We start from the raw sequence: 16,871 nt of genomic DNA on the forward strand, positions 1-16,871 counted from the left end.
CTCAGCCTCCGTCCCCTTTGATCTGATCGGTGATCGGCGTCATAGCCGTCGTTGCGTAGTCTATTGCGCACAAAGGTTCTTCAATGGCTGATGATGGGCAAGTGACCCCCACAATGGCCGATGACTACCTTTTTTTCGTTGGATAACCACTCGAAGTACACGCGGATGGATTTTCGCTCGTCGTCGGCTTTTCCCACCTTCAAGTGGCGGTACATCTCAAGCTGGTTGCCGTCGTGCTTGAAAGTCCGCTTCCGCCGCATGTCCGTATTGGCTTGAGTGCTCTCGGACTCGGTGGCCGCATATTCGTCGACTGTAAAGCACTTTCGCGCGGCGTTGTCGCCGCCTGCTTCGATCTGCTCGATGTAGTCTGTGCAGAGCGTCTTCAACAAGCGAAGCAGGCGGCGCCCGGCGTCGAAGCGCGCGTGTTCATCCGCGCTGTCGTACGCAGAATCAAGCACTGTCACCCGCTTTGGGTACGCTTGCTGAATCGCTTGGAGGCATTCTTTCGGGGATGGTTGATCTGCACGGCTCGCCAGGTCGAGGAACAACGAATAGTCACCGGATGGCGCCGTTCCTTCTGATGATCGGTACATGAGCTGACGGTTCTTGTATCGCTCTTCGCGCAGTTCCTGATCCAGCCGATCCTTGTCTTCCTGTAGCTGCCTACTTGTAAGCTCCTTGTCGTCGCATTCGCTGCGGAGCTGTTGATTTTGTTCGGTCATTTCCTCCAGCTCATCTTTGTACAGTTCCAGCATGCCCTGATCCGAGCCCGTTCGACCAAGTAGTTCCTTCCGCTGCTGCGCCATGCGTCGAACAATCGCCAATCTTGCGACCCCATCGGGGCGAATGCGTTTCCGCAATCTAGGCACGTTCGTCGTATGGGTTACGCGGGCAAGAACCGCGGCAACTCTCTCGCCCTGCGTTGCACCCCATTCCTCGACTTCGTGCGACACAAAGAAAGTGGAACGCACAAATCCATCCCGGCCGGGCGTCCGAATCAGGTTCACCGCCCCACCCCAAGCCGAGAGCTGACGTCCGAGCACTTCTTCCATATCCCAACTATTGAAGCGGGCATCCACCTGGACCACCTGCGCAAGCCCCAACAGCGCCTCCTGAAGGTGCGATGGACCAATCAGATACATGCCGTCTCTATCCGGGCTGACTAGAACGATCGGATAGTCGCGTTCCGGCCTCTCGATGTCGCCCAGCAATCCACGATAGCTGTCAGGGCTGTCGCCAACGGACTTAAGCACGACGCCCGGGGTGCCAATAGCAAACTTCGCATCGGTGGAACGTTCAAGGTTGTCCAGCAGATAACGAATCAGCCTTGGCCGAGTGGCTAACACTGGCTGCGTGATCAATACGCTCATCTCTTCGGTCTGGACCGTACACGAGAAGTCGACGACATCACGCTCCTGCTTCACTCCGATTTCCACCAACCACTGGCGTCCACTCACGCCATCGTCGACGTGCCTCAAGCGCCACGCGTACATTTCAGGGTCTTCACCCGTTGCGGCATAGACCTGCAGCCACGCTGACTTTCGCCCTGCTTCACTCTTCCACTGCCCCGATCGTAGGATCTCCGCGAGTGGATACCTCTGCCCAAGCTGGTCGTTCAACCAACCGTGGATTGCACGAGCGGTTGCGTTGAACGCCTCGCGCCCGACAAGTTGCAGTGCATTGGCATAGACAAGCATGTTTAGTCCCCCTTGAAGAATTCCCCGGTGAGATCCGAGTCACCGGTCAGACCTTACTAGGCCGGCTAAGCCACCCGGTAGCGGCCGGTCGCAATGGTCCGAAATGGGTCGAAATCGGCCTTCCAACCTCGCCGAGATCCGATGAGCGCCCACCGGCGATAGCCGACCATCACTGTCCGTGTTGGTTCGTTTCACTCTCGGGTCCGATATCCAAACGCGGTGCCTACACAATCGGCACCTGACTCACATTGTTCTTCGGATCCATCCAGAACGACTCATTGACGAAGCGCGCGAAGATCTCGCGGGGCAGGATCGAGCTGCGTTCGATCGGTTCCACCTTCGGGCGCACGCTGTGCAGGCCGGGCATGCCGACGCGGGCGTCGAACTCGTCGGCGCTGAAGGCGATGTTTTCGAAGTCGTGCTCGAACCACGGTTCGCCGATGAACTGGTAGACCGCGCGCATCGCCGCCAACGGGTTGCGGACCAGGCTCTCGTAGGTCAGCAGCAGCAGGTGGCCCGGGGCATATTGGCCGTAGAACGCGTCCTTGGTCGCCTGGAAGGCGAAGCCCACCATGCCGCGCGGATCGGTCAGCGCCTCGACGCGCGAGTACACCGTGGTGTTGGTGTCGAAGCGGAACACCTTGCTGACGCCGACCGGTTGCCGGCGCACCAGCCGTTCCATGCTGTCCAGCACCCAGGACAACTGGCGCACGCAGGCGATGACCTTCGCCTGCGGGAACAGCGTGCCGAGCAAGGGCATGCGGCTGCACCACAGCCGGCTGGTGTCGAACACCACTCCGGCGTCCGCCTGCTCGGCGTAGAAGTTCTCGACCAGGCCGCGCAGCATGGCGACGCGCTGCTCGTCGGAGACGTCGAACGAGAAATCGTTCTTGCTGCTGGCTTCGGCGATCACCATGCCCATGATGTCGGCCAGCGGGCTGGTCATGCCGGCACGGAAGCGCGGGTTCTGGTTGAGGATGGCGGCCAGCAGCGTGCTGCCCGAGCGGGGCAGCCCGGAAATGAAGTGGAATTTCCGGGCCGGCGTGGCGGCGTCGTGGGCGGCGGGCATGCAGGCACTCTCCTGTGGATCGATGACGGGTACGGCAGCAGCATACCCGGGCGGAACCGGCACGGATGCCAGCGCGGCGGGGCTATGCGGTGGGCGCCGTCGAGGCGCGAAGGCGCATCTGGTAATCGACCTCGACCATCGTGGCCTCGCCCTTGTTCAGCACGCGCCGCAGCAGTTCCTCGGTGGCGCGACGACCCATCTCGCGCACGGGTTGATGGACGGTGGTGAGCGGTGGCCACACCTGGGTCGCGATGGTGGTGTCGTCGAAGCCGCATATGGAGATGTCGCGCGGGATCGATACCCCCGCTTCCGCCGCTGCCCAGATCGCGCCGACGGCCATGTCGTCGTCGGCGGCGAAGACGGCGGTCGGCCGCCGCGGCAAGGCCAGCAGCTGGCGCATGGCCGCCACGCCGGACTCGAAGGAGAACCGGCCCTGCACCATGTAGGCGGGGTCTTCCTGCAGCCCGGCGCGCGCCAGGCCGTCGCGGTAGCCGGCCAGGCGCCAGATGCCGGCGCCGTGTTCGGGATCGCCGAGAATGTGCGCGATGCGTCGGTGGCCCAGCGCCACCAGGTGGTCCACCATCGCCGCGGCGGCTTCGCGCTCGCGCAGCATCACGCCGATGCAGCCTTCGGGGTGGCGCGGCGCGATCGAGGCGAACGGCACGCCGTTGCGCTGCAGGCAATCGAGCAACTGAGGGTGATCGGTGAGCGGCGGGGTCAGGATCAGCCCGTCGGGCCGTTGCCGCGACAGGATGTCCTCGACGCGCTCGACGAAGTCCGCCGCGGTGGACACCAGCGGCTGCACCATCATGCTGTAGTGCTGCGCCTCGCATGCCTCCAGCACGCCGGCCTGCACTTCCATGATGTAGCTGGGCGAACGGTTGTCGTACAGCAGGCCGATCATGAAGGAGCGGTTGGTGGCCAGGCTGCGCGCCGAGGTGAGCGGCCGGTAGTTGAGCTGCGCGATCGCGGCAAGCACGCTCTGGCGCATGGACTGGCTGACGTTCGGGTCGTTGTTGAGCACCCGCGAGATGGTCTTCTTCGAGGTGCCGACGGCGCGGGCGACGTCGGTGATGGTCACGCGCGTCATGACGGTCTGGTCTTGTTCAAGGGCTCTGTTCCGGCGAAGCATGCTGGAGGACCACCGGAACGCTGCGGGCGGGCGCGTTCCATCCGCTCATTTCGATGACTGGCGTCGCCGTGCCCAGCCTCGCGTAGCGCGCGGTCAGGGTAATCGATTCGCCGGGCCACAGCGTCACGTCGTTGTCGCTCCACAGGATCGGCAGCACGGGTTCGCCGTCGGCAGACCGCTTGATCGACACGTGCTGGAACAGCGCCATCGCTTTCGACGACGGCGGCACCGTCAGCGTCACGCTGACCGCGTCTTGCGTGCCCTCGTGCTGCAGGGTGGCCCGCACTTCGGCGGTCGCGGTCGGCAGGGACTGCAGCGCGGTCAGGTCCGCGTAGTGCGTCACCGGCGTGAGATACCAGTTCGAATGCACCCAGTCGAGCGTGTCCGCCTGGGTGGAAAGCCAGTACACGTTGCGGCTGATCGGGCGGGCATCGGCGGAGGCCAGTTCAAGCTCGACGAAGTACGTCGGCGACAGCCCGGCCAGCGCCGGCAGCGTCGCCACCTGGCGCGTGCCGTTGCCGGCCAGGTCGAGGTCCTGCACGCGCTGCTCGTAACGCACGCTGCCGTCCAGGTTGCGCACGCGGATGCGCGCCTGCAGGCCGTGCTCGGCGGTCAGCGTCTGGTTGACCAGCACCACCGCGCGGGTGTCGTACGAGTACTGGATGTGCACCGGTTCGTTGGCCTTCTTGGCGCCGAAGTAGGCGCCGGCCGGATTCATGTAGTAGTCGTACAGGTGCCAGTGCAGCGACGGCCAGGCGTTGTTGAGCATCCAGTAGATCACCCCGGTCGAGGGGTTGGCCGCGTCGCGGTGCGCGTTGAATGCCTCGAACTGGGCGCGGACGTTGTCGTAGTTCTCCAGTTGCGCCTTGGCCACGTAGTCGGCGAGGCTCTTCGGTGCGCCGTAGCGCCTGGCCAGCGCGGTGGCGAACGGCGCGATGCTGGCGAAGGTCGACCAGTCCGCGGCGGCGTGGAACTGGCGCAGCTCGGGGTGCTTCCACAGGGCTTCCTGTTCCTGCGGCGACAGCATGCGGGCGAGGTCCTCCAGCCGCGGGATGTCGGCGCCCGCGCTGGTTTCGGAGTTGAAGCCGAACGCGCCGCCGAGCTGGTCGGCATACCAGTAGGAAGGCGGCACCCAGGCGTAGGGCCCGGTCATCTTCATGCCGGAGAGCCCCGTTTCGGCGGTGCCCTTGTCGGTGGCCACCGCGATGATCGGCCGCGCCCAGTCTTCGGCACGCAAGGTGTCGACGTACATCTTCGCGATGGGCGGTGGCGGCGGGTTGTCGCTGCCGATCAGGAAGCCGATCACCGACGGATGGTTGCGCAGCAGGCGCGCTTCGCTGGCCATCGAGGCTTGCGCCACCTTCAGATCGGCCGCGTCCCATGGCGCGCCGCCGGTCTTTGCGGCGGACTCCCATTTGTCGCAGCACTCCCAGCCAGCCAGGATCATGATGCCGTCGCGGTCGGCCAACTCGTAGAAGCGCGCGTTTTCCAGCTTGCCTTCGCTGCGGATGGTGTTGAGCCCGAGGTTGCGGACGTAGCTGAACTCGGCCTCCATCCGGGCGGGATCGTCACGCAGGAACATGTCCGGCGCCCAGCCCGCGCCGCGGATCAGGATCGGCATGCCGTTGACGAGGAACTGGCGATAGCCCTGCTTCGTCAGCCTGGAGCTGACGCTGCGGATGCCGAACGTGGCGCCGGCCTGGTCGGACATGGTGCCGCCGACGCTGGCGGCCAGCTGCAACGCGTACAGCGGCTGCGCACCCATGCCGGCAGGCCACCAGACCTTCGGATGATCGAGGTCGAGCGCGGGATCGGTTTTCGGGGTGAACGCGACGGTCTGCGTTTCGCCGGCGGCGAGATGCACAGTCCGATGCAGCGAAACGCCGGCCACCACGCCGCTGATCGTCGCCTCGTGCGCCACCGCGTCGAGGTTGCGCGCCTCCACCTTCACGGTCAGCGCGGCGTGGGCGAGATCGGGCAGCGACAGCGTCGGCGTCACGTGGGCAAAGCGCAGCTGCACCGGCCCGCTCTGCACGATGTCCACGCCGCGCCACGGGCCCATGTTGTTGTCCGGCGGGGTCGGGTTCCAGTCGACCCAGCCGATCGACAGGCTCCTGCGCGGATCGGCCGGATGCACCTGCAAGGCGACCACATTGGTGCCCGCATGCACCCAGCGCGTCACGTCGAACTCGTGCACGGGGTAGGCGCCGGCGACCGCGGCATGGTCGGCGACCAGATGCCCGTTCACCCACACGTCGGCGCTGGCGATGATGCCGTTGCTGCGCAGCAGGGTGTGCCGCCCATGCGTCGCCGCGGGCAGGGTGAACTCGCTGCGATACCACCAGGGGTTCACGAACACGGTGCCGCTGGCATCGGGCGCCTGCACCGCGCGCAGGTTGTCGCTGTAGAACACGTCCTTGTAGGTGTGGTTTTCCAGCAGCCCCGCCATCACCGTGGCGCGGCCGCTGACCGGGTACCAGCCCTGGGCGGAGAAGGCGGCGCTGGAAATCTCGGCGCCGCTTTCCTGCGCCTTGTCGCTGGCCTGGATCTGCCAACCGGCCACGGCGATGGTGGAACCGGCGCCACCCTCGGCCCGCGTGGGCGCGGCGGCGGTGCCGGCGCGAGCCGAAGGGGCAACCGCCGATGCGGCCAGGGCCAACATGATCATCAACACGGAAGTGGCCAGGATGCGCATGGCGTCAGTCCTTCTCCAGATAGGCTTCACGGATTTCCACGGGGGCGAACGGCCAGGAGTGATTCACCCTGGCCCAGATCGCGAACACCACCAGGCCGGCCACGATCCAGATGCCGGACAGGATCAGCGACAGGGTGGACGCCGACGCGTAGACGTAGACCCAGCCCGCCAGCGCGATCACGCACGGCACCGGATACAGCCATTGCCGGTACGGCCGGTGCAGCGTCGGCTGGCGCTTGCGCAGCACCACCAGCGCGGCGATCTGCGCGATGAACTGCACGATGATGGTCGCGGCCAGCAGCATGTTGATCACTTCGGCCAGGTCGAAGAAGGTGCCGATGGCGGTGATCACGCCCATGGTGAGCAGGGCCACGTGCGGAAACCCGTGCCTGGCGTGCAGCTTGCCGAACACCGACAGGAACACCTTTTCGTGTGCCGCCTGGAACGGCACGCGCGAGCCGCCGAGCAGGCCGGCGAACACCGAGGCGAACGCGGTCACGATGATGAGGATGGTCATCACCGCCGCCGCGCCGTGGCCCCAGCTGTGCTCCACCACCAGCGACGCGATCGATTTGGACTGCGCGATCTCCTGCCACGGCGCCACGCCGAGCACGCTGATGTTGAGGATGAGGTAGACGAACATCATCGCGATCACCGAGATGATGATCGAGCCGGGCATGGTGCGGCCCGGGTTGCGCAGCTCGTCGCCCATGTAGGCGGTGGTGAAGTAGCCGAGGTAGTCGTAGATGCCGATGATCAGCCCCGCGCCCAGGCCCACGAAGAACTTTCCGCCGAACATCCCTTGCGGGTAGGTGAAGGCGTAGGCCGGGTGAAAATCCGAGAAGCCCGCCGCCGACACGCCGACGACCGAGAGCAGCATGATCACCCACAGCGCGATGGTGATCACGCGGATCGATTCGATCCGCCGGTACAGCAGCAGGGTGACCAGCGCGGTCGCCGCCAGGCTGACCAGGTGCACCGGCCACCAGCCCAGGTGCGGGAAGAAGAACCCGAGGTACTCGACCATGCCGATGATGCCGGTGGACATCAGCAAGGGGATCGTCAGCAGCACCGTCCAGATGAACAGGAACGGCATCAGCTTGCCGGTGCGGTACTGGAACGCTTCGCGCAGATAGACGTAGGTGCCGCCGGAGCCGGGCATGGCGGCGCCCAGTTCCGCCCAGACCATGCCGTCGGCGATCGCCAGGATGGCGCCGACGATCCAGCCGATCACCGCCTGCGGCCCGCCCATGGTGGCGACCATGATCGGGATGGTGATGAACGGCCCGATGCCGCACATCTGGGTCATGTTGATCGCGGTGCCGGTGAACAGGCCGATCGAGCGATGGAAGCTGCTGCCGCGGGTGGATCGGGTGCTGTTGGCCTGCATGTCAACCCTGGCGTCGTCGGACGCGGCTCGCTGGTGGGAGGAATGGTATCTGCGTGGCGCCGGCTTGCTGGTGCAGCCAGCACCCTCGGCGGGATGGCCTCAATCGTGCCGCCTCCGCGCCCGTGCCGCGGCGGGCACGCACGCGGAGGCCCCTGCTGCGATCACCACTGGCCGCGGATGCCGACCATGAACATGCGTTCGGAGAAGTTCGAATGCGCCGGCTGGTCGGGCCACACCAGGTAGTAGCGCTGGTACTCGTTGGTGAGGTTGGTGCCGTCCACGAACAGCTCGGCCGACTTGGCGATCTTGTACGAGACCGAGGCGTCCAGATATTTCTGCGGCGCCTCGTACATCTCCATGCCGCTGATGCCGCCGACATCCTCCGACACGGCGCGCCGCGAACGGTAGTTGTAGGCGAGGCGGGCCTGGAAGCGGTCGTCCTGGTACCACAGGATGAAGTTGCCGGACTTGGTCGAATTGTCCTGGAACGGGATCTTGTGCCCGGCCAGGTCGGTGGCTCCGGAGTTGCTCGGCGCGTAGGTCGCGTTGATCTCCATGCCGGTCCGGGACAGGATGCCGGGCAGGAAGGTGAAGCCCTGGCGGTAGTCGAACTCCAGGCCGTGGATGCTGTTGCCGGTGCCCTGGATCGGTTCGCTGATCGTGACGCAATGATTGCGCACGACGCCGTCCTCGTCGGGCAGGGTGCAGTCGATGACGCTGCCGCTCTTGATGAAGCTCTGCACGTTGATGCGGAACAGCGCCAGGCTGAGCATGCTGGTGGGGTTGATGTAGTACTCGAGCGAGGCGTTGTAGTTCTTGGAGCGCCACGGGTCGAGGTTGGGGTTGCCACTGGAGCTGCCGGCCGCCACGCGGAACAGCGGGCCCTGCGGGGTTTCCACCAGCGAGTAGTTCAGCTGCAGTCCGCCGCCCCAGGTGCTGAGGTCGAGCGGCATCATGTTCTTGGAGAAGCCCAGGCGAAACTTCAGGCTGTCGGTGAGATCCAGCCCGAAGTTGGCCGCCGGCAGGTAGTCCTTGTAGCTGCGTTGCGTGAGCTGGCCGCCGATGTCGGCGGGTTCCGTGCCGTAGGCGCCCGGGTCGCCGCTGAGCCGCTGGGTGACGCCAAGGTTGGTGCGGATCACGCGCAGGCCGACGTTCGCGCTGTACGGCATGCTGCCCAGGCTGCCGTCGAAGTTGGCCTGCAGGTAGGCCGAGGTTTCCTTGATGCCCACCGCCCAGGTGCTGCCCGGCTCGCCCTGCCGCTGGGTCTGCGGATAAAGCGACTTCCAGTAGGCCTCGGGGTTGTCCATGGCATGCGGATCGATCGCCCAGAAGGTGATCCCCGAGCCGAGCAGGTTGCTGTACTTCTTCCAGTTGTCGGCCAGCGGTCCGGGCGTGTTCGGAATCTGCAAGGCCGAGATCGGGCCGGCACGGAAATAGCCCTGGTCGTTGCCGGCGGTGCACGCGCCGCTGTTCAACACCACGTCGGCGCCGACGTAACGCACCAGGCAGCCGTTCGGGTCGCTGGCGCCCATGCCGGCGTACACCGGCGTGACCAGCGTGTAGCCGATGTTGTCGGCATGCCGGATGCTGTTGCGCACGCCGAAATCCAGCTTGATGCCATTGTCGAAGTCGTAGTGCCCGTCGAGGCGAAGCACGTTGAGGGCGACCTTGCGGTCGTAGTCGCCGGAGGACTCCAGCGTCTTCATCGTCCAGCCGTTGGGATCGGCGAACTGGCTGGCCAGCGACGCGGGCAGGCCGACGGTCAGGTAGCGGCCACGCAGGTCGGCGGTGACCGGAACCGTATTCTGCGGCATGCCGTTGGCGTTGAAGACGCGGTTGCCGCCCAGCTGGTCGGGAAAGATGTAGGTACCCGGCGGCACGGCGTCATCGGGCACGCCATCCATCAGCACGTTGGACCACAGGCCGCCATCGGAGTTGGAGATGTTGATGTCGGTCTCCACGTTCGACTGGCGCGCGGTGTCGTGGATGCCGCGCAGGCTTGCCGTAAAGGGGCCGCCGTCGTCGAAATCCAGCTGCATGTTGAAGTTTTTCGCGGTGGAGTCCTTGCGGATGATCTGCGAGAACGATTCCACGTCGCCCGGCCACTTTTGGTAGACCTGGGTGGTGTACAGGTGGGTGCCGTCCCAGCCCGGCTCGGGGGTGCCGTAGGAACCGGCCACCGGACTGCCGGTGTCGCGCGACTGCAGCGGCACGTAGGTCGCACCCTGCCAGTTGGTGGAGTTGATCTGGATGCCGACGTTGCGGTCGAACTGCTTCTGTTGTGCGTAGAAGTAGTCGCTGGTGAAGGTGAATCCGCCGCCCAGATCCATCTGGAACGAGGCGCTGCCCGACTTGCGCTTGCGCTGGGTGGTGATGTCGTACAGGCCGATGTTCTGGCTGCCCATGAACACGCCGTTGGATCTACCGTCGCCGTTGACGTCGACGCTGCCGTCGGGGTTCTGCACGATCTGCGAGGGTATCGGCGCGCCGTTCCAGGGGGTCAGGAAGCCGTTGTAGCCGCCCGCACTGGCCGCGTTTTCACCGTTCAGGACCACGCCGTACTGGTCCAGCCCTTCGTTCGAATTGGATCGCGTGGTGTCGGAATAGTCGGCGGAAACCAGCAGGCCCCAGCGACCATCGGCGTTGTACGAAATGAGGCCGTTGGCTTCCGGCCCCCACTTGCTGCTGCTGCGCCCGCGCTCGCCGTTGGCGGAGTAACTGTAGGTGAAGCCGCTGGGCAGGTCCCACGGGCGATAGGTATGCAGGTCGAGCGCGCCGCTGATGCCGCCATCAGTGGTGCTGGCGGTGGGCGACTTGATCACGTCCACGCCATGGAACAGCGTGGCCGGCAGCATGGTGAAGTCGGGCTGTTGCGAGTCGATCTGGTCCGCCGTGATGAACGCCTCCCCGTTCAGCATGGTGCCCACCTCGGGCAGGCCGCGCACGTCCACCGTGGTGCCCACGCCGGCGTCGCGGTTGATCTGCACGCCGGTGACGCGTTGCAAGGCATCGGTGATCGTCACGTCGGGCAACTGGCCGATGCTTTCGGCGGTGATGCTGTCCTGGATGCTGGGCGCCTGGCGCTTCAGTTCGATCGCGCGCATCTGCGAGGCGCGCACGCCGACGACGTTGACGGTAGACAGCGCGACTGCATTCTTCGCGTCCTTGTCTGCCGCGGCGCCCTTCTTGCCGGGCTCGGCCTTGCCCGCATCGCGCGAGGGCGTTGCCGACGCGTCCTGCGGCGCGGCGGCGTCCACCGGCGCACCCGTGCGCGGTGATGCCGCTGCCGACGTCGCCACCGCCGCCAGCAGGGACATCGATACGGCCAGTGACAAGGGGTGTCTGCGATGTAGGGTGGACATGAGCCTTACCTCTTGGTTGATGCCTGTCGTACCGCACCGGGCACGCCACGCCTGAGATACCACTGGGCCGCCCCGAGCACGCCGTGGCGCCCGTGTTCCGTGACCCATACCGGAACCTGTGAAAGGAATGCGCGCACGCTGCGCCCGTGCAGGAACCGCTCTTCGAAGGCGCTGTGCTCGAGCAACGTGAACATGGAATGCAGGAAGCCACCGGCCAGGTACACGCCACCGGTGGCCATGAACGTCATCGCGAGGCTTCCGGCGAAACTTCCGAGCGACGCGCAAAAGACCTGCACGGCTTCCACGGCCTGCGCATCACTGCATGCCGCGGCCGCAGCGGTGACTTCCCCGGGTGTGGCGAGCGCCGGCGTTTCCCCGCGCAAGGCGCACAAGGCCGCATACGTGGCCAGCAGGCCGGGGCCCGACACGAGGCGCTCATACGCCACGTAGCCGCCGTGCGGCGCCAGCAAGGCCAGCACCTCGCGTTCACGGATCGAACCGGGTGCGAAATCCATCTGGCCGGCTTCGGTCGCCAGCACGTGGCCGCCTGCCGAAGCGGGCAAGCGCACCGCCGCGCCCAGGCCGGTTCCCGGCCCGATCACCAGCACCGGGCCATCGCTCGGGACCGTCGGTCCGCACAGGCGTCGGGAGCCACCGGTCGGGCCGTTGCCGAGCGCATGCCCCAGGGCCTCGAAGTCATTGAGGACGGCAACGTCGTCCAGCGCCAGCGCCTGGCGCAGCTGCGCCAGATGGATCGGCCAGGGCGAGTTGTCGTTCAGCACCTCGTCGTCCCTTACGTGGCCGGCGCAGGCGAGTACGCAGTGCCGCACGCCGGCTCCCGCGTCGCTGTCCACGAATGATTGCAACAGCTCTGTCAGCCCGGCGAAGTCCGCGCAGGCGAGCTTGCGATAGGCCAGCACCTCAGGCTCGCGCCCCTCGCCACGGGGCACCTGCATCAGCGCGACGCGGGCAAACGTCCCGCCCACGTCGGCCGCCAGAAATGGCATCGCCGGGACGCGCGCGGATAGCTCGGAATGATTGATCGCCAGGTCCACTGTGCCTCCCCGCACCGGAACGGCATCAGATTGGGATTCATTGTCACCGGTGTCAACTTGCACGACAGCACGCCGGTCCGCCAGGGAATATGACGAACAATCAACTGATTGGTATAGCTTTTTGTCTTTGGTACGAGCCGGTATCCGGGTCGACGTGGTTGCGGCGCAGCATTTCACGCCCCGGAGCGCTTGAACCGCGCAAGCCGAGGTCACGCCGGCCGCGTCCCGCGTGCGGTGCCGGCCGCCGATGCGACTGGGGGTCGGCGCCCGCGGCGGGTGCGGGGACCGCGCTTCCGATGACCGCTGACGAGCCATCGTCGCCTCGCCGGCGCCCACCCGGACCAGCGAAGCAGCCCGCGATTGCGCGATGATCCAGCGGGCGCAGGCGGCCGCTGGCCGATCGGGGCGGCTCACCGTGATGGCGCGACTCTGCCTGGCTGACTGGAGAGCCCATGTCCCGAATCATCGTCATCGGAGGAAGCGGCCACATCGGCGCCTATCTGATCCCCGCGCTGGTGGAACAAGGACACGATGTGGTCAACGTCAGCCGCGGCCAATCCGGCAAGTACCGCCCGCACGCGGCCTGGCAATCGGTGGAACAGGTCACGCTCGACCGCACGGCCGAGGAGCGTTCGGGAACGTTCGCATCACGCATGGCCGGGTTGCGCCCGGACATCGTCGTCGACCTGATTTCGTTCGACCTGCCCGGCACGCAGAGCCTGGTGCATGCGCTGCGCGGGAAGGTCGAGCACTTCCTGCATTGCGGCACCATCTGGGTGTACGGCCACCAGCCGGCCATCCCGGTGGATGAAGGCGAACCCGTGAATCCGTTCGGCGAATACGGGATCAACAAGGCGGCCATCGAGACGTGGCTGCTGCATGAGTCCCGCCGCACCGGCTTCCCGGCCACGGTGTTTCGACCGGGCCACATCGTGGGGCCGGGCTGGGCACCGATTGGCCCCTGCGGCAACCTCGACGTCGAGGTGTTCTCGCGGATGGCGCGCGGCGAGGAGATCTCGCTGCCGAACTGCGGCCTGGAAACGCTCCACCACGTCCACGCGGACGACATCGCGCAATTTGTCATGCGGGCCATCGCCAACAGGCCGGCCTCCGTGGGCGAGACGTTCAACGTCGTCGCGGAGAAAGCGCTGAACCTGCGTGGCTACGCCGAGGCCATGTTCCGCTGGTTCGGCGTGGAGCCGAGGATCCGGTTCCAGCCTTTCGACGAATGGAAGGCCGGGCAGACCCGCGAGCAGGCGGAGCAGGCCTGGGAACACATCGCGCGAAGCCCGTGCATGTCGATGGAGAAGGCGCGCCGTCGGCTCGGTTACCAGCCACGCTACACCAGCCTGGCCGCCATCCAGGAGGCCGTCGCGGCCCTGATTGCCGCCGGCGCTGTCCAAGCCGGACCGCGCTGACGCGCGCCGGACACGAGCCCGACCGGGCCGTTGCAGAACGCCCGGGGGCGGTCGCGGAAATGACAACGGGCGCCCTGGCGCCCGTTGTCTTCACCGCATCGCCGACTCGCTCAGAGCGAGTAGTACATCTGGAATTCCAGCGGGTGGGTGCTGGCGCGGTACTTGGTGACTTCCTTCATCTTCACCTCGATGTAGGCGTCGATGAAGTCATCGGTGAACACGCCGCCGGCCTTCAGGAAGTCGCGGTCCTTGTCCAGCGCTTCCAGCGCGGCGTCCAGGCTGGAGCAGACCTGCGGGATGTTCTTCTCCTCTTCCGGCGGCAGGTCGTACAGGTCCTTGTCGGCCGGCGCGCCCGGGTCGATCTTGTTGATGATGCCGTCGAGGCCGGCCATCATCAGCGCGGTGAACACCAGGTAGCCGGAGTTCATCGGGTCGGGGAAGCGCACCTCGATGCGGCGGCCCTTGGGGCTGGCCACGTACGGGATGCGGCAGCTCGCCGAGCGGTTGCGCGCCGAGTACGCCAGCATCACCGGCGCCTCGAAACCCGGCACCAGGCGCTTGTAGCTGTTGGTGGTGGAGTTGGCGAACGCGTTGATCGCGCGGGCGTGCTTGAAGATGCCGCCGATGTACCACAGCGCGGTCTGCGACAGGCCGCCATACAGGTCGCCGGCGAACAGGTTCTCGCCGTTCTTGGCCAGCGACTGGTGCACGTGCATGCCGCTGCCGTTGTCGCCGACCAGCGGCTTGGGCATGAAGGTGACGGTCTTGCCGTTCTGGTGCGCCACGTTCTTGATGACGTACTTCATCGTCATCAGCTCGTCGGCCTTCTTCACCAGCGTGTTGAACTTCACGCCGATCTCGCACTGGCCCGCGTTGGCCACTTCGTGGTGATGCACTTCGACGGTCTGGCCCAGCGACTCCAGCACCTTGCACATGTCCGCGCGCAGGTCGCCCAGCGAGTCGACCGGGCTGACCGGGAAGTAGCCGCCCTTCACGCCCGGGCGGTGGCCGGTGTTGCTGCCGTCGTACTTGTAGCGCGACGACCAAGCCGCCTCTTCCGAGCCGATCTCGTAGAACACGCGGCCCGGGTCGTTCTGCCAGCGCACCGAGTCGAAGATGAAGAACTCGGGCTCGGGGCCGAAGAACGCGGTGTCGGCGATGCCGGTGGATTTCAGGAACGCCTCGCCGCGCTTGGCGATCGAGCGCGGGTCGCGGCCGTAGGCCTGCATCGTGCTGGGCTCCAGCACGTCGCAGTGCAGGATCAGCTGCACGTGCGCGCTGAACGGGTCGAGGTGGGCGGTGTCCGGGTCGGGCAGCAGGATCATGTCCGACTCGTTGATGCCCTTCCAGCCGGTGATCGAGGAACCGTCGAACATCTTGCCGTCCTCGAACGTTGACTCGTCGATCGCGTGGGCCGGGAAGGTGACGTGGTGGTGCACGCCGAGCATGTCGGCGAAACGGAAGTCGACGAACTCGACCTCGTGTTCCTGGATCAGGTCGAGCACTTTGTTGGCGGACATGGAGCAACCTCGGCGATGGATGATGGACGGAGTTGAGCAAGCCCCGTGCCAATGGCCGGAATCCTCGCGGGACAAGGCCTGGCGGGCTTTCCTGGGGTTCCGGGCGTAGCCGGATGCGGCATATTGGTGCAACAGCCATGGGCCGTTGCACCAATACTGACACTCATCCGGGCCGACCGGCCAGTTCAGACATCGTAGGCGCTTTCGCCATGGGTGGTGATGTCCAGCCCCTCACGCTCGGCATCGCCGGAGACGCGCAGGCCGAACACGGCCTTGACCGCGAACCAGGCCAGTACCGAGACCAGCCCGCTCCACGCCAAGGTGATGCCCACGCCCAGCGCCTGCACGCCGAGCTGGTGGGCGATCGAAAAACCCGCCGCGCCGGTGCCGCCCAGCGCCGGTGCGGTGAACACGCCGGTCAGCAGTGCGCCCACGATGCCGCCGATGCCGTGCACGCCGAACACGTCCAGCGCATCGTCCGCCCGCAACAGGCGCTTCAGGCCGGTGACGCCCCACACGCAGCAGACGCTGGCCAGCGCCCCGATCACGATCGCGCCCATCGGGCCCACCGTGCCGCAGGCCGGCGTGATGCCGACCAGCCCGGCCACCGCACCGGAGGCGCCACCGACCATCGACGCGTGGCCGCGCAGGATCGCCTCCACCGCCAGCCACGCCAGCACCGCCGCCGCCGCGGCCAGCAGGGTATTGATGAAAGCCAGTGCCGCGCCCGCGTTCGACTCCAGGTTGGAGCCGGCGTTGAAGCCGAACCAGCCCACCCACAGCAGCGCCGCGCCGATCATGGTGAAGCTCACGTTGTGCGGCTTCATCGGCTCGCGGCCGAAACCCAGCCGCGGGCCGACCAGCCAGGCACCGACCAGACCGGCCACGCCCGCGTTGATGTGCACCACCGTGCCGCCGGCAAAATCCAGCGCGCCCTTCGCAAACAGATAGCCGTCCGGCCCGTACCAGACCATGTGCGCGATCGGCAGGTAGGCGAAGGTGAACCAGAGCGCCGCGAACAGCAGCACCGCGCGGAAGCGCATGCGCTCGGCGAACGAACCCACGATCAGCGCACCGGTGATGCCGGCGAAGGTGGCCTGGAATGCCACGAACACGTATTCCGGCAACGCCACGCCCGCGCTGAAGGTGGCGGCCAGCGTGTCCTTCGTGACGCCGTGCAGGAACAGCTTGTCGAAGTTGCCGATCAGCGCGCCGCCGCCGCTGAACGCGAGGCTGTAGCCGTAGGCCACCCACAGCAGCAGCAGCAGCGAGAACACCGTCATCACCTGCATCAGCACCGACAGCACGTTCTTCGAACGCACCAGGCCACCGTAGAACAGCGCCAGCCCCGGCACCGTCATCAGCAACACCAGCAAGGTGGAGGTGAGCATCCACGCCACATCGCCCTTGTCGACCACCGGCGCGGCGGTCTCGGCGTGCAGCAGCGGCGCGAACATGCACAACAGCAGGGGCAGGCCCGCGCGGATGAAGCGGAACAGCTTGAATTCTTTCATGGCAACCTCGCGTGGATGG

The 16,871-nt window shown here is 66.2% G+C and carries 10 protein-coding genes; 1 reads left to right on the top strand and 9 read right to left on the bottom strand.

Features of this window, described 5'->3' with window-relative positions; genetic code table 11:
* Positions 1-80: 80 nt before the first annotated feature.
* The 7 genes from UU7_RS14790 to UU7_RS14820 all read right to left on the bottom strand — a co-directional run bounded on the left by UU7_RS14790 (position 81) and on the right by UU7_RS14820 (position 12,400).
* Positions 81-1,697, bottom strand: a complete 1,617-nt coding sequence (locus tag UU7_RS14790) for a hypothetical protein (protein WP_007809671.1) — start codon at positions 1,695-1,697, stop codon at positions 81-83.
* Between the two features lie 223 nt (positions 1,698-1,920).
* Complete coding sequence (locus UU7_RS14795) at positions 1,921-2,766, bottom strand: sulfotransferase family protein (RefSeq protein ID WP_007809672.1); 846 nt, start codon at positions 2,764-2,766, stop codon at positions 1,921-1,923.
* 82 nt (positions 2,767-2,848) lie between these two features.
* Positions 2,849-3,856 (bottom strand): LacI family DNA-binding transcriptional regulator, encoded by a 1,008-nt coding sequence (locus UU7_RS14800; protein ID WP_007809674.1) that lies wholly within the window; start codon positions 3,854-3,856, stop codon positions 2,849-2,851.
* Positions 3,857-3,872: 16 nt separating this feature from the next.
* The gene (locus tag UU7_RS14805; protein WP_007809676.1) at positions 3,873-6,593 is read right to left on the bottom strand and encodes a glycoside hydrolase family 2 protein; all 2,721 of its coding nucleotides are present in this window, start codon (positions 6,591-6,593) and stop codon (positions 3,873-3,875) included.
* Positions 6,594-6,597: 4 nt separating this feature from the next.
* Positions 6,598-7,983, bottom strand: coding sequence for an APC family permease (locus UU7_RS14810; protein WP_007809678.1), 1,386 nt, complete (start codon positions 7,981-7,983; stop codon positions 6,598-6,600).
* 161 nt (positions 7,984-8,144) lie between these two features.
* A complete protein-coding gene (locus UU7_RS14815) occupies positions 8,145-11,345 on the bottom strand; it encodes a TonB-dependent receptor (protein ID WP_040673541.1) in 3,201 nt (1,066 codons plus the stop codon).
* Between the two features lie 5 nt (positions 11,346-11,350).
* Positions 11,351-12,400 (bottom strand): glucokinase, encoded by a 1,050-nt coding sequence (locus UU7_RS14820; protein WP_007809682.1) that lies wholly within the window; start codon positions 12,398-12,400, stop codon positions 11,351-11,353.
* A gap of 452 nt (positions 12,401-12,852) precedes the next feature.
* Between UU7_RS14820 and UU7_RS14825 the strand changes: the two genes are divergently transcribed.
* Positions 12,853-13,818, top strand: coding sequence for an NAD-dependent epimerase/dehydratase family protein (locus UU7_RS14825; RefSeq protein ID WP_007809684.1), 966 nt, complete (start codon positions 12,853-12,855; stop codon positions 13,816-13,818).
* A 110-nt stretch (positions 13,819-13,928) separates the two neighbouring features.
* On the opposite strand, the gene glnA is transcribed toward UU7_RS14825, so the two are convergent.
* Positions 13,929-15,338, bottom strand: a complete 1,410-nt coding sequence (glnA, locus tag UU7_RS14830; protein WP_007809686.1) for a type I glutamate--ammonia ligase — start codon at positions 15,336-15,338, stop codon at positions 13,929-13,931.
* Positions 15,339-15,523: 185 nt separating this feature from the next.
* On the bottom strand, positions 15,524-16,852 hold the full coding sequence (locus tag UU7_RS14835; RefSeq protein ID WP_007809688.1) for an ammonium transporter: 1,329 nt from the start codon (positions 16,850-16,852) through the stop codon (positions 15,524-15,526).
* Between the last annotated feature and the right edge of the window lie 19 nt (positions 16,853-16,871).

Origin of the sequence: Rhodanobacter spathiphylli B39, assembly GCF_000264295.1 — a bacterium.
In the GTDB taxonomy this organism is placed as follows: domain Bacteria; phylum Pseudomonadota; class Gammaproteobacteria; order Xanthomonadales; family Rhodanobacteraceae; genus Rhodanobacter; species Rhodanobacter spathiphylli.

Coding starts and splice junctions, on each gene's coding strand:
- UU7_RS14790 (WP_007809671.1), bottom strand. CDS start 1,697: ATGCTTGTCTATGCCAATGCACTGCAACTTGTCGGGCGCGAGGCGTTC.
- UU7_RS14795 (WP_007809672.1), bottom strand. CDS start 2,766: ATGCCCGCCGCCCACGACGCCGCCACGCCGGCCCGGAAATTCCACTTC.
- UU7_RS14800 (WP_007809674.1), bottom strand. CDS start 3,856: ATGACGCGCGTGACCATCACCGACGTCGCCCGCGCCGTCGGCACCTCG.
- UU7_RS14805 (WP_007809676.1), bottom strand. CDS start 6,593: ATGCGCATCCTGGCCACTTCCGTGTTGATGATCATGTTGGCCCTGGCC.
- UU7_RS14810 (WP_007809678.1), bottom strand. CDS start 7,983: ATGCAGGCCAACAGCACCCGATCCACCCGCGGCAGCAGCTTCCATCGC.
- UU7_RS14815 (WP_040673541.1), bottom strand. CDS start 11,345: ATGTCCACCCTACATCGCAGACACCCCTTGTCACTGGCCGTATCGATG.
- UU7_RS14825 (WP_007809684.1), top strand. CDS start 12,853: ATGTCCCGAATCATCGTCATCGGAGGAAGCGGCCACATCGGCGCCTAT.
- glnA (WP_007809686.1), bottom strand. CDS start 15,338: ATGTCCGCCAACAAAGTGCTCGACCTGATCCAGGAACACGAGGTCGAG.
- UU7_RS14835 (WP_007809688.1), bottom strand. CDS start 16,852: ATGAAAGAATTCAAGCTGTTCCGCTTCATCCGCGCGGGCCTGCCCCTG.